The sequence below is a fragment of the Vibrio breoganii genome, from assembly GCF_024346795.1.
GTDB classification, from domain to species: domain Bacteria; phylum Pseudomonadota; class Gammaproteobacteria; order Enterobacterales; family Vibrionaceae; genus Vibrio; species Vibrio breoganii.
Window position 1 is genome coordinate 2,066,173 of the sequence record NZ_AP024864.1, and the last position, 12,963, is coordinate 2,079,135.

The 12,963-nt window shown below is 46.1% G+C and carries 11 protein-coding genes; 4 read left to right on the forward strand and 7 right to left on the reverse strand.

The annotated features are described in order from the left end of the window. Window positions 1-3 precede the first annotated feature (3 nt). Window positions 4-1,707 carry a 2-succinyl-5-enolpyruvyl-6-hydroxy-3-cyclohexene-1-carboxylic-acid synthase gene (gene menD / locus OCU35_RS09590; RefSeq protein WP_261825269.1) on the reverse strand — a complete coding sequence of 568 codons (1,704 nt, stop codon included), beginning with the start codon at window positions 1,705-1,707 and terminating at the stop codon, window positions 4-6. Continuing rightward, window positions 1,704-3,008 (reverse strand): isochorismate synthase, encoded by a 1,305-nt coding sequence (locus tag OCU35_RS09595; RefSeq protein ID WP_261825270.1) that lies wholly within the window; start codon window positions 3,006-3,008, stop codon window positions 1,704-1,706. Before OCU35_RS09595 ends, menD begins: the two co-directional genes overlap by 4 nt. Window positions 3,009-3,236: 228 nt before the next feature. Between OCU35_RS09595 and OCU35_RS09600 the strand changes: the two genes are divergently transcribed. Genes OCU35_RS09600 through OCU35_RS09610 form a run of 3 tightly spaced genes read left to right on the forward strand, consistent with a single transcriptional unit; the run spans window position 3,237 to window position 6,431 of the window. Then, on the forward strand, window positions 3,237-4,451 hold the full coding sequence (locus OCU35_RS09600) for a pyridoxal phosphate-dependent aminotransferase (protein WP_102498719.1): 1,215 nt from the start codon (window positions 3,237-3,239) through the stop codon (window positions 4,449-4,451). A gap of 56 nt (window positions 4,452-4,507) precedes the next feature. Continuing rightward, entirely contained in the window at window positions 4,508-5,095 is a 588-nt protein-coding gene (gene yfbR / locus OCU35_RS09605) for a 5'-deoxynucleotidase (protein WP_017027470.1), read from the forward strand. 22 nt (window positions 5,096-5,117) lie between these two features. Then, window positions 5,118-6,431 carry an anti-phage deoxyguanosine triphosphatase gene (locus OCU35_RS09610; RefSeq protein ID WP_102334463.1) on the forward strand — a complete coding sequence of 438 codons (1,314 nt, stop codon included), beginning with the start codon at window positions 5,118-5,120 and terminating at the stop codon, window positions 6,429-6,431. Between the two features lie 9 nt (window positions 6,432-6,440). On the opposite strand, the gene OCU35_RS09615 is transcribed toward OCU35_RS09610, so the two are convergent. Further along, the gene (locus tag OCU35_RS09615; protein ID WP_102322941.1) at window positions 6,441-7,055 is read right to left on the reverse strand and encodes a tRNA-uridine aminocarboxypropyltransferase; all 615 of its coding nucleotides are present in this window, start codon (window positions 7,053-7,055) and stop codon (window positions 6,441-6,443) included. 6 nt (window positions 7,056-7,061) lie between these two features. On the opposite strand from OCU35_RS09615, the gene rrtA reads away from it, so the two are divergent. Beyond that, complete coding sequence (rrtA, locus tag OCU35_RS09620) at window positions 7,062-7,598, forward strand: rhombosortase (RefSeq protein WP_261825271.1); 537 nt, start codon at window positions 7,062-7,064, stop codon at window positions 7,596-7,598. Between the two features lie 8 nt (window positions 7,599-7,606). Here rrtA and OCU35_RS09625 read toward each other — a convergent pair whose 3' ends face one another. From OCU35_RS09625 to lon, 4 genes are all read right to left on the reverse strand, one after another. After that, a complete protein-coding gene (locus tag OCU35_RS09625; protein ID WP_261825272.1) occupies window positions 7,607-7,912 on the reverse strand; it encodes a ComEA family DNA-binding protein in 306 nt (101 codons plus the stop codon). A 146-nt stretch (window positions 7,913-8,058) separates the two neighbouring features. Then, window positions 8,059-9,915, reverse strand: coding sequence for a peptidylprolyl isomerase (gene ppiD, locus OCU35_RS09630; RefSeq protein WP_261825273.1), 1,857 nt, complete (start codon window positions 9,913-9,915; stop codon window positions 8,059-8,061). A 159-nt stretch (window positions 9,916-10,074) separates the two neighbouring features. After that, window positions 10,075-10,347: an HU family DNA-binding protein gene (locus OCU35_RS09635; protein ID WP_017027464.1), complete on the reverse strand. Its 273-nt coding sequence runs from the start codon at window positions 10,345-10,347 to the stop codon at window positions 10,075-10,077. A 195-nt stretch (window positions 10,348-10,542) separates the two neighbouring features. Then, window positions 10,543-12,888: an endopeptidase La gene (gene lon, locus OCU35_RS09640; RefSeq protein WP_017031111.1), complete on the reverse strand. Its 2,346-nt coding sequence runs from the start codon at window positions 12,886-12,888 to the stop codon at window positions 10,543-10,545. Window positions 12,889-12,963: the final 75 nt, after the last annotated feature.

Consider the following 12,963-nt stretch of genomic DNA (forward strand, 5'->3'; position numbering starts at 1 on the left):
CAATCAGTGCTCTTTGCAAGCAGTAACTAACGCTTTTATATTATTTGAGGCTTCATTAGGTGGAGTGATGACCTCAATCAGCACAGAGCGGGAGCCAGAGGCATCGAAATCTGCAACAACTTGCTCCAGCTCATACCAGGTTTTAGGTTGCTCATAGAGCATACCAAACTGGTGTGCAGCGTGTTTGAATTGATAGCCATGAGGCATCTGATACAAGCGCTGCTTGTGGTTTTCATCCACGGGCAACATGTCAAAGATAGCGCCGCCATCATTGTTCAATACCAATACGATACAGCCCTTATCCGCTATCAATGAGAGAGAGTTAAGGTCATGCAGTAGTGAGGTATCGCCAATAAACGTTAAGGTTGGCTTGCTTGAACCTGCCGCCACTCCCGCACTAGTGGCAACAATGCCATCAATCCCTGAAGCTCCCCTATTTGAAAAAGCTTCGGCATTCAAGTTTTGAGAGACCATATCAACTAGGCGCACGCCAAGGCTGTTACCAAGAAACAGCTGATAGCCATCAGTGATCTCAGAGAGTCGATGCGCTATCTCTAGTTCGGTAATGTCGCTGCGGCATAGCTTACGAGCCTGCGTGGCAACCTGCTCAGAGTAGGATGTCAATTCGTCAGCCCAATTCTGGCTTTGCGAAGAAAGAGGTGTATCCATGTACCATTGCGCTGAAAATCGCTGCATTGGCAAATAATCTGGGTTTAAAGAACCCGCCTCATCGCTGAGCAATGCATACGCCGTAAAGTCCGGCTCCAGAACCCGCTGCTTTAAAAACGCCAACAAGCGCTTTGACACTAGCCGAGCGCCAAATTGAATAACCAAATCACATTGTGCTAACTGAGCTTTTGCCGTGTCATTATGAAGCCATACATCATAGCCTTGCCACTCAGAGCTAATACCTGATTGAGGATCGCACAACAGCGGCCAACCTAACTGCTGAGCCAGTTGTTTGACTTTCAATGACTGCTCATAAGGTAGTCGGCCAACAATGATTAAGCCTTTGTGGTCTTTATGAGAATCCAGAAACTCCACAAAGGCATTAGAGCGAGCACTAGGTTCTTTTTGCACAAAGGTTTCACGGGAGTTGAGCCAATTCACAGGTAGATCTTCTATCTGTGACAACGAAGGGCAATCTTCTACATAGAGAGGTTCAGGAAACGGGCAATTAATGTGTACAGGCCCGCCCTTCTCTCGCTGTGTATACAGCGCTTCATCAAACTGAGAAAGTAACCAACGCACATTTACCGAAGCGCTTGGACTTGGCAGGTTTAACGCAGAAACGGCATGAGTTGAGAATAAGCCTTGTTGAACAATCGCTTGATTCGCACCGACGCCAACCAGTTGTATTGGCCTGTCAGCGGTCATTAAAATCAGTTTTTCGCCGGTAAGGTTTGCCTCAACAACCGCAGGTAGTAAGTTGGCAACCGCAGTTCCTGAAGTAACAATAACAACAATCGGGGTTTGAGTTACTTTAGCAAGACCCAACGCAAAAAAGCCCAAGCCGCGCTCATCAAAATGAGTGTGCAAAGTGAGATTGTCTTGTTGGATGGACTCTAGGGCTAGCGGTGTGGAGCGCGAACCTGGCGCAATGCACACATGCTTGGCGCCAAAACGGGTCGCTTCTTCAAGTAAAACTGCCGACCAAACCCGGTTTACTTGTGCTTGAGATAAGCCATCAAGAGACAGCCGACTCATGAAGCCTGTTCCAATACACTTTGCTCTGTAATGAGGCTAAGAAGCGTCGACATTTTCTTATCTAATTCTTGCCACTCATGTTCAGCTTGCGAGCCAGGAACGATGCCAGCACCCGCAAACAAATGCAGATTATCCTCTTGCACTAGAGCACTACGAATAGCCACACAAAACTCTGCACTTTGCTCGCTAATATAACCTACCGAGCCACTATACCAAGCTCGTGAGAATGGCTCATGACGTTCAATAAACTCCAAGGCTAGACGTCTAGGTAATCCTGCGACGGCTGCTGTCGGCTGCAGAGCTTGCAGAAGTCTTCCTCTGTCTGCGTGCTTGGTTAGCTCTGCTTGTATATGGCGTTTTAGATGTTGAACACGACGAAGGCGAACTAAACGAGCTTCACCCTCTACCTCAATATTTGAGCAAAAGGGTGTCAAGCTTTCGACGATATCATCCACCACATACTGATTCTCTTGCAGGTTTTTTTTGTCATTAATCAGCCAATTCGCCAACTCTAGATCTTGTGCTGGGTTGCTGTGTCGACCAATAGTGCCGGCGAGTGCTTCAGTTTCAATCAATTGACCACGACGACTGTATAATCGCTCGGGCGTCGAACCAATAAACGAATGGCCTTCTTCTAGTTGGAATAGGAAGTGAAAACTGTGGCGATTTTGTTTACGACTCAAGGCTAATAATTCGATGCCTTGCAGCGCAGAATCCAGCTTAATGGTAGTTTGACGAGCTAAAACCACTTTTTTCAAATCACTGTTGTGAATAGTCTCCAATGCCAGTTCGACATTATCATTCCACAATTCTTTATTTGGGGTATGTAAGACATCAGTAACTGCCGGCATGTGCGCAGAAAGCGACATCGTATCGCCATTGAGACGATAGACAGCACGGCGCACCGCATCTCTATCTTCCATCAAGTTAGCCGCTAAAAACCAATCCTGCTTTCTTCGGACGAGTTCAATATGAGGCAAAAAGAAGAATGAACTCAGACAACGTCCTTTATTCTCTTTATAAGGGAAGGCATATCCTCCCCAAATTCTCTGGTCCTGATTGAGTACCGAGTAGGCGGGGTTGATCTCGTTAAACGTTCTAGCCTGGCCCAATGCGACCACTTCTTCGGTGGTATCACGAGACTGCCAATAAAATTTTGGAAACAGAGATTGGTTTCCCATCCATGGCAGAACAGAATCGGCGCACAACTCTTCAATGGCCACCTCTACACGGCAGACATCTCTCGGTGCGGATTCAACTTGTTGGGCGAGCTGTTTAATAGCATTTGCAAGATGAGACAATGTGACCTCTAACTCTCTATTTTCTCTTAAGATTTACCCTGTTCATGCGCATACTCTAGGGCGACTGATTAGCCAAATCAAGCAGGACAACTACAATTGTAGAGCAAACATAAATTTAAGCTCTGAAATGGGCGTAACTCAATGGTTTGGGTGCAGATTTTTCTACTCAAAATTACCAATTTGGTGTAATTTGACACTATTAACATCGATAAACTCTAAGGGTTAACAATGAAAAATATCGAGATGTCATCAAAACTCGATAATGTATGCTACGACATTCGTGGTCCCGTACTCAAACATGCTAAACGCATGGAAGAAGAAGGGCATAAAATTCTTAAACTAAATATCGGCAACCCCGCCCCGTTTGGTTTTGATACCCCTGATGAAATTCTAGTCGATGTACTGAGAAATCTACCAACCTCTCAGGGTTACTGTGACTCTAAAGGTATTTACTCTGCTCGTAAGGCTGTAGTTCAGTATTATCAAAGAAAAGGGCTACGTTCATTAGACGTTGAAGACGTTTACATGGGTAACGGTGTTTCCGAGTTGATCGTAATGGCGATGCAAGCCCTACTGAACAATGGCGACGAATTACTGGTACCTGCGCCTGATTACCCTTTGTGGTCGGCAGCAGTATCTCTATCTGGGGGTAACCCAGTTCATTACCTATGTGATGAGCAATCTGATTGGTTCCCTGATATCGAAGATATCAAATCTAAGATCACACCCAAGACGCGTGGTTTGGTTCTGATCAACCCTAATAACCCAACAGGGGCTGTCTACAGTCGCGACCTATTGCTGCAAATTATTGAGGTGGCTCGCGAGCACAACCTGATTATCTTTGCCGACGAAATATACGACAAAATCCTTTACGACGGTGCTACTCACACCTCTATCGCCACTCTGGCAGACGACGTGGTGATGGTTACCTTCAATGGTCTATCAAAGGCCTACCGTATTTGTGGCTTCCGCAGTGGTTGGATGTTCATCACCGGTCCCAAGCACCTTGCAAAAGGCTATATCGATGGCTTAGACATGCTGTCGTCTATGCGACTGTGTGCCAACGTACCTATGCAACATGCCGTGCAAACCGCATTAGGGGGCTACCAAAGTATCAACGAGTTGATACTGCCGGGTGGTCGACTTTTAGAGCAACGAGACAAAGCGTTTGACATGATTACTTCTATTCCCGGAGTGTCGTGTGTCAAACCCAAAGGTGCACTGTACCTGTTCCCTAAATTAGATCCCAAGATCTACAAAATCCATGATGACCAAAAAATGGTGCTAGACTTTTTGAAACAAGAGAAGGTGCTATTGGTTCAGGGTTCAGGATTTAACTGGCCTAAGCCTGACCACTTTAGGATTGTCACCTTGCCACATATCGAAGACCTCGAAGTGGCGATAAGTCGTTTCGAGCGATTCATCACGCAGTACACACAATAACTTATGTTAAAGAGGCCTAGTGCCTCTTTTTTTGTCTTACTACAAGGTTGATTAGCATGCACAAAGAAAGCCACTTTTTTGCCCACTTAGCTAGAATGAAGCTTATTCAGCGCTGGCCATTAATGCGTTCTGTTTCTAAGGAAAACATCTCAGAGCACAGCCTTCAGGTCGCATTTGTTGCTCATGCACTTGCTATCATCAAAAACAAAAAATTTGGTGGTAATGTCAACCCTGAACACATTGCAGTACTCGGCATGTATCACGACAGTAGTGAGGTTCTGACAGGCGATCTTCCTACCCCAGTCAAATACTACAATCCCTACATTGCCAAGGAATACAAAAAGATCGAGGCCGCAGCGGAAGAGAAGCTTCTGTCTATGGTTCCAGAAGAATTAGTCGATGACTTTAAGCCATTTCTTATTAGCGGAGAAGCCACAGACGAAGAGCACTCGCTAGTAAAGCAAGCTGACTGCATTTGTGCCTATCTAAAGTGTCTGGAAGAGCTTTCAGCCGGTAATCATGAGTTTGCCGCAGCAAAGCGACGTTTAGAGCAAACACTGCAAGAGAGGGATTCTCCGGAAATGTGTTATTTCCTAAAAACCTTCTCCGCGAGCTTCGAGTTGACTCTTGATGAGATCAGTTAATCTAACAAAGTAGTTGAATCACATGGAAGTAGAAAATCTCTGGCAACAGCGTATAAACGAAGAAAATAAAGCACGTCTTAATGATCACCGCGACCCTTATCAAAGAGATAGGGCTAGAGTGCTGCATTCTGCTGCCTTCAGGCGCTTGCAAGCCAAGACACAGGTACATGGCGCCGGTGGTAATGACTTTCATCGCACGCGACTGACGCACTCTCTAGAGGCCGCGCAAATTGGCTCTGGCATTCTCGCCCAGCTGCAATCTAAGCATCCTGATCTTCTTTCAATACTTCCTACCACCAGCTTGATTGAAACGCTGTGCCTGGCTCACGACATTGGCCACCCACCCTACGGACACGGTGGCGAGGTTGCGCTCAATTATATGATGCGTGAGCATGGTGGCTTTGAGGGCAATGCTCAGACCTTTAGGATCGTCAGCCAACTTGAGCCCTACACTCAGCATCACGGCATGAACCTGTGCCGGCGCACCTTGCTTGGGCTTCTCAAATACCCATCGCTGCTGAGTAAAGTAGAGCGCGATTCCATACCCGATGGCATAGATAACCCAAGGCAGCTTAAGGCGAGCCGCTGGACACCTGCAAAGGGTGTGTTTGATATCGACAACGCGTATTTTGAATGGGTGCTTCAGGGGCTTCCATCACAGGACATAGAACCATTTTGTAGCCTTAAGCACCACGCGGGGAATCGATATACCACCAAGAAGACTCGTTTCAAATCTCTTGATTGCTCCATTATGGAACTGGCCGATGATATTGCCTATGGCGTGCATGATCTGGAGGATGCCATAGTTCTAGGATTGGTCTCTAAGCAGCAATGGCTCGAGTCAGCCGCCAGCAAGCTTGCAGATTGTGGCCATCCTTGGATGGAGGCTGAGATAAACCGCTTAAGCGAGCAACTCTTTTCTGGAGAGCACTATCTGCGAAAAGATGCCATTGGCAGTATCGTTAATGCCTTACTCACCAGTGCGGAAATAACCGAAGTCACCGACAGTGAATTTAGTCATCCTCTTGTTCGATTCAACGCCACCCTCCATCCTCCAATGCTCGATGTACTAGAGGTGTTTAAGGGTTTTGTCAGTCACTATGTGATTCACGCCACTGAGGTTCAGCTCATTGAGTACAAGGGGCAGCAAATAGTCATAGACCTTTTTGAAGCGCTCAGTGGTGACCCAGAAAGGTTGCTTCCAGAGGCAACCAAGAACAAGTGGAGACTCGCGAGGGATCAGCAAGACCAAGGATTTAGAGTTATCTGCGACTACATCTCTGCCATGACCGATGGTTACGCACAAAAAATGCACTCAAAGATGTTTGCAAGCTAACGCTGTTGGTTACCTATTGCGACCGCCAAAGTACTTATCATAAGTACCTTCAGGCAATTGAGAGATCTGAAACTCAACCATTTTATCGAAGGCGTTGATTAGGGGTTTAGCATCACAGGCGTTCATTATGGTAAGCGCGTGATAAGCAGCCTCTACGGTAGATAGCGCATTCTCTTTAGGGGCCTTGCGTATGGTGTAGCGCCCCTCTAAATCCTTAGGTAAATGGACCTGCTGCAACGAGTGAAGGTTGCTGGATAACTGATACATCTTAAAGGCTTTTTTCCAAGTGCCATCAATGAGAAATAAGCGTGTTTTGTGAAAATTGGCTAAGGTCTTTACCGTGCCACCCAGCTCCACAGAATCAAGAGTGGGAAACAGGATGAGATTGAGCGTATTGGGCTCAGCTAACCATTGATTTACCATTGGATCAGCCGAAAAGTCCTCTCCAACCAAAAGGTGACTAGGTGAAACACTCAACTCTATAATCTTGGCGGTACCTTTCGCTTGATTCACCTCACTAGGGTGCTGCAGAATAACCACCTCAATAGAGCTTTCAACCGCCTGAATCCATTGACACAAACAGGCTTTCTTGGCGCGGCCACACCTTTCACAGTATCGGGACATAGTTACGTGTATAAATTCCTAATTGCCTTCAGCTTACTCTTAGCGTCGTTTATGATTCCAGCGGTATCAACTGCGCTACGTTGGGAGCACGATCTTATCGCAACACACCAATGGTGGCGACTAATAACAGGTAACTTTACCCATACTAATGCGTATCACTTGCTGATGAACCTCGCTGGACTCTGGATCATCAGCTACTTATTTCATGCTCGATGGAAAAAACTGAGTATCTATATCGCCCTTATCTCGACCTTCATCGGTATTGGGCTACTGTTTACGCAGACCCAAATCTACTATGGTTTCTCAGGCGTACTGCACGGGTTGTTTGCCCTATACGCCTATCAAGAAGTCACTAGAGGAAAGCGTAGCAGTTGGTTTTTGTTGGCGGGCTTAGGATTGAAGTTGCTGGCTGAAAACAGTGGATTCGTAACTTTATCTACCGCTGAGCTTATCAATGCTAGGGTATCCACTGAATCACACCTGATTGGCTCCTTATCTGGGCTAGCAATAGCGCTACTAGCCCGTAAGTTGTTAAAGCAATAGTTCTATAATTATAACCGGATACGGGCTCGATTTTTGTCGACCGTCGCCTCCCCGATTCCTTTCACCATCTGCAACTCATCAGCATCTTTGAATTCACCATGCACCTCACGAAAGGCGACGATTTGTTTTGCCTTTGTTTCTCCTACCCCAAGCAGTAGTGTTGCGAGCTCGTCACTAGAGGCAGTATTGATGTTCACTTCAATCTCAATACCTTCGTATTTATCGGCCTTCATCTCATCTGCGGCATACCCTATAACCGGTACTAGCGCTAAAAGTGCAATGACCCACAAACGCTTTATCATCGTTAATCCCATCTCTTTCTCCTTCCCTTAAGTCAATTAGGCACAAACGTGCCCTACTCAAGTTAGAAAAAAGCGCTCATTGTTGGAATGAACACTGACAGAAACTAGAACGGGCCGCTAAAAGCGGCCCGTTTCTTAATGCAAATGCGGCGGTATGATTACTGCGCATCTCCAGAGATGTAGTACTCGATATCAGTCGTGTTACGCAGTGTCTGTACTAGACCCATAAGGTCTTGTTGTACGTGTCCTGTTTGCAACTGTTCACTGATTTGAGCATTGAACTGGTCATCAATCTCACTAACCACTTTGTTTAGCTCAATAATCACTATGTTACCCATAGCGTCGATTGATTTCGCGTAGTGCAGGTTACCTTCGCTAGGGCGAGGCATTGCAAATACGGTGCGCGAAAGATCAGAACCACGGTCAACACTTTGTACTTCACTGAAGCTTAAGTTGTTTTCAGCAAGCACAGTATTGTCACCAGCTTCAAGCGCATCAGCCACTTGAGTTGCCAGTTCATTCGCTTGATTACGACCTTCAACCTGTTGCAGTTGCTCTTTAACTTGAGCTGCTACTTCTTCATATGGAAGTACAGTTTGAGGGCGAGAATCTTCAATGCGAACAACGATGATGTGCTCTGGGTCAACTTCAACAACCGCTGAGTTTAGACCATCTTCACGAACTTCTGGTGTTTGTAGCTCTTGCATAACAGCAGGAGATTTCAGCACTTCAGGCGCGTCTGCAACAGAAACGAAGTCTGTAGTGATCACCTTCTGGCCAACCGCTTCTGCAGCGTCATCCAGTGAATCTGGGTATTCAAATGCGACTGTCTCAAGCTCATTCTGTAGTGCGTAGAAACTGTCAACAGCTTGCTGCTCAGCAACTTCTGTCTTAATTTCTGCTGCGACTTCAGCAAACGGCTTGGCTTGCGCCGCTTTTAGGTCGTCTAGCTTGATGATGTGGTAGCCGAAATCAGACTTAACGACTTCGGTGTAATCGCCCGTGTTTTGTAGAGCAAATGCTGCTTCTTCAAACGCTGGGTCCATCACGCCCTTTTCAACCCAACCTAGTGCGCCACCTTCTTCAGCAGAACCAAAGTCTTCTGAGCTGTCTTTCGCTACTTGAGCAAAATCAGCACCTGCTTTTAGTTCAGCCAATAGTTCATCAGCTTTCGCTTCATCTTGAACTAGGATGTGGCTAAGGCTACGTTGTTCTTGAGTCGAGTAACGGTCGATGTTCTGCTCGTAGAAATCTTTAGCTTCTTCGTCAGTAACCGCATCGCTCTGATTCATTTTCTCAGCAGATAGCTCAACGTATGACACCTTGAACTGCTCTGGACGAGTGAAACGCTCAGGGTTGTTTTGGTAGAAATCTTGAAGCTGTTCATCCGTTAGCTCAACACTCTTTGCCATTTCATTTGGGTCAATAGTGATGGTGCGAATGTCACGCTTTTGCGTCAGTAGCATTGATGCTTGAGCAACTTCTTGAGGAAGCACGAATTCGCTCTGCTCAATAGCACTTAGGATTTGCTGGCGAACAAGGTCGCTACGAAGGTACTCGGCAAAGCTTTCTGCGTTGTAACCGCCACGACGTAAAGACGCTTGGTAAACCTCTTGATCAAACTGACCATTGCTTTGGAACTGAGGCATGCTTAGCAGCACTTCACGAATCTGTTGGTCGCTGATGCGAAGGCCCATTGATTCAGCGTACTGCTCAAGCAACACCTGATTAACCATTTGATCCAACACACGCTGACGGAACGACTGCACAAATGCAGGGTCGCCTAGCTGGCTAGTAAAATAATCGCCCATTTGTTGCTGGGCACGATTGCGCTCATTCTGGTAAGCCATTTCAAATTCTGCGCGAGAAACTTCAGCATTTCCCACTTTAGCAGCAGTACTGTTCCCGCCACCTAAATAGCCACTTACGCCGGTAAAAACGAAAGAGAGAATAATCAGACCTAGAATGATCTTAACTGCGATGCTATTTACGCCTTCGCGTAATCTTTCCATCATAATAGTGTGAAACTCCGAAGTGCGGCCTGTATTGAACTCAGGCTCTAAAAATCATTCACCCGATGATATCAGAAAAAGAAATGCGCACCAGTAGGATGCGCATAAATACAAGGTTTGATAACGATAATTTGTTATCTGATGTGACTTGAGAGCAATTTATTAGTTAACTGCGTCTTTAAGTGCTTTACCTGGCTTGAATGCAGGTACTTTAGCTTCTGCAATTTGAATTTCTTCACCAGTTTTTGGATTACGACCGGTGCGAGCAGCACGAGTGCGGACGCTGAAAGTACCAAAGCCCACTAGAGCCACTTGATCGCCACCTTGCAGTGAGTCGCTGATTGATTCAACCACTGCATCTAGAGCACGACCAGCAGAAGCTTTAGAAAGATCTGCGTTATCCGCGATTTTTTCGATAAGTTGAGTTTTATTCACTATATATTCCCCTATTACTACCTGAGTGAAAGTTTAGGTAGGTCAATTCCATTGTTTTTATGAATCTAGCTTGTAACCCTTATTAGGAAAGGGCTACAGCCTCATTAGTTAAAGTAGCGCCCAATAAAAAAGCTGACAAGTATTTTGTACTCATCAGCTTAATTTACGTACTAATATTTGCGACTTATCACTCTTTTACCCTTCTACGGACACTCCGCTCGGGTCATTCTGTAGTGCAACGGTCAATACTTCATCAATCCATTGTACTGGTTTTACCACTAAATCTTTCTTAACGTTTTCAGGGATTTCTTCCAGATCACGTTCGTTATCTTTAGGGATCAGTACGGTTTTGATGCCACCACGGTGCGCCGCAAGCAGCTTCTCTTTTAGGCCACCGATAGGCAGAACTTCACCGCGCAAAGTGATTTCACCTGTCATCGCAACATCCGCTCTTACAGGATTACCCGTTAAGCTTGAAACCAGTGCCGTACACATAGCGGTACCAGCACTTGGACCATCTTTCGGTGTTGCACCTTCAGGAACATGGACGTGAATATCGCGCTTTTCATAGAAATCTGGGTTGATACCCAGCTTTTCTGCACGACTTCTCACTACCGTCATCGCAGCTTGGATAGACTCTTGCATAACATCACCCAGTGAACCGGTTTGTGTTAGCTTGCCTTTACCTACCATAGACTCAGTTTCGATGGTCAGTAGATCACCGCCGACTTCAGTCCACGCAAGACCCGTTACCTGACCAATACGGTTGCTGTCATCAGCTTTACCGTAATCAAATCGCTGCACGCCCAAGTACTCTTTCAGATTGTCTTGGTTGACGACGACTTTCTTCAAAGCGCTATCCAGCAAGATGTTCTTCACCGCTTTACGACAGATTTTCGAAATCTCACGCTCAAGGCTACGAACGCCAGCTTCACGAGTGTAGTAACGGATAATGCCAACAATGGCAGAGTCTTCAACTTCGATCTCTTGAGGCTTCAAACCATTGCGCTTGATCTGCTTATCAAGCAAGTGGTTCTTGGCAATGTTCAGCTTTTCATCTTCCGTATAGCCAGATAGACGAATCACTTCCATACGGTCTAGCAGTGGACCTGGAATATTCATAGAGTTCGACGTAGCCACAAACATCACATCAGACAGGTCGTAATCAACCTCTAGATAGTGATCGTTAAAGGCGTTGTTTTGCTCTGGATCCAGTACTTCTAGCAACGCTGATGAAGGGTCACCGCGCATGTCAGACGACATCTTGTCGATCTCATCGAGCAAGAACAGTGGGTTCTTCACCCCTACTTTAGACATCTTTTGGATAAGCTTACCTGGCATAGAGCCAATGTAAGTACGGCGATGTCCACGAATCTCTGCTTCATCACGTACGCCACCCAGTGCCATGCGTGTGTATTTACGACCTGTTGCAGCTGCAATAGATTGACCTAGAGAGGTTTTACCGACACCTGGAGGCCCAACAAGACACAGGATAGGTCCCTTCAGCTTGTTGATACGATTTTGTACCGCCAAATACTCAAGAATACGCTCTTTAACGCGTTCTAAGCCGTAGTGATCGGCATTGAGTACTTCTTCAGCTTTGGCTAGGTTCTTCTTCACCTTGGAGCGCTTAGCCCACGGTACACCCACCATCCAGTCGATGTAGCTGCGCACCACTGTCGCTTCTGCCGACATAGGTGACATCATCTTCAACTTCTGCAGCTCTTGCTCTGTTTTCTCGCGAGCATCTGTAGGCATTTTAGATTCTTCGATTTTTGCCTTGAGCGCTTCAAACTCATCTGGCGCGTCATCCATATCGCCAAGTTCTTTCTGAATCGCTTTCATTTGCTCATTCAGATAGTACTCGCGTTGGGATTTTTCCATTTGTTTTTTGACGCGACCACGGATGCGCTTTTCAACCTGCAGGATGTCAATCTCAGACTCCATGCTACCCATCAAGAACTCAAGACGCTCGTTAACGTCGATGATCTCTAGTACTCGCTGCTTCTCAGCAAGTTTCAAAGGCATATGAGCGGCAATTGAATCTGCAAGACGTGGGGCATCATCGATACCATTCAAAGAGGTTAATACCTCTGGCGGTATCTTCTTGTTCAGTTTAATAAAACCTTCGAATTGGTTGATAGCGCTGCGCACAACCACCTCTTCTTCTTTATCATCCATCACCGGCGTGGTTAGGAACTCAGCATCCGCGATAAAGAAGTCGTCTTCACGAACAGAGTGAATTTGCGCACGTTGCTGACCTTCAACCAGCACTTTAACTGTACCATCTGGTAATTTGAGAAGCTGCAGTATGGTGGCGACTGTACCTACTTGGAATAAATCATCTTTGGTCGGCTCTTCGGTGTCCGCTTCTTTTTGGGCGACAAGCAGTACTTGCTTGTCATTATCCATCGCAGACTGAAGGCAGTTGATCGACTTTTCGCGACCAACAAACAGAGGAATGACCATATGTGGGTAAACGACCACATCTCGTAATGGTAGAACGGGTATTTCAATACGCTCGGAACGCTCCAAGTTCATAGTTCTCTCTCTTCCGTTTTCGGCTTATGGTCTTTATATAAGGTCACTTTAAATAGAATCAATACTTGTAACAAT

Excerpts from the sequence above, each read along its gene's own strand:
- menD (WP_261825269.1), bottom strand. The coding sequence starts at position 1,707 with ATGAGTCGGCTGTCTCTTGATGGCTTATCTCAAGCACAAGTAAACCGG.
- OCU35_RS09600 (WP_102498719.1), top strand. The coding sequence starts at position 3,237 with ATGAAAAATATCGAGATGTCATCAAAACTCGATAATGTATGCTACGAC.
- yfbR (WP_017027470.1), top strand. The coding sequence starts at position 4,508 with ATGCACAAAGAAAGCCACTTTTTTGCCCACTTAGCTAGAATGAAGCTT.
- OCU35_RS09610 (WP_102334463.1), top strand. The coding sequence starts at position 5,118 with ATGGAAGTAGAAAATCTCTGGCAACAGCGTATAAACGAAGAAAATAAA.
- OCU35_RS09615 (WP_102322941.1), bottom strand. The coding sequence starts at position 7,055 with ATGTCCCGATACTGTGAAAGGTGTGGCCGCGCCAAGAAAGCCTGTTTG.
- OCU35_RS09625 (WP_261825272.1), bottom strand. The coding sequence starts at position 7,912 with ATGGGATTAACGATGATAAAGCGTTTGTGGGTCATTGCACTTTTAGCG.
- ppiD (WP_261825273.1), bottom strand. The coding sequence starts at position 9,915 with ATGATGGAAAGATTACGCGAAGGCGTAAATAGCATCGCAGTTAAGATC.
- lon (WP_017031111.1), bottom strand. The coding sequence starts at position 12,888 with ATGAACTTGGAGCGTTCCGAGCGTATTGAAATACCCGTTCTACCATTA.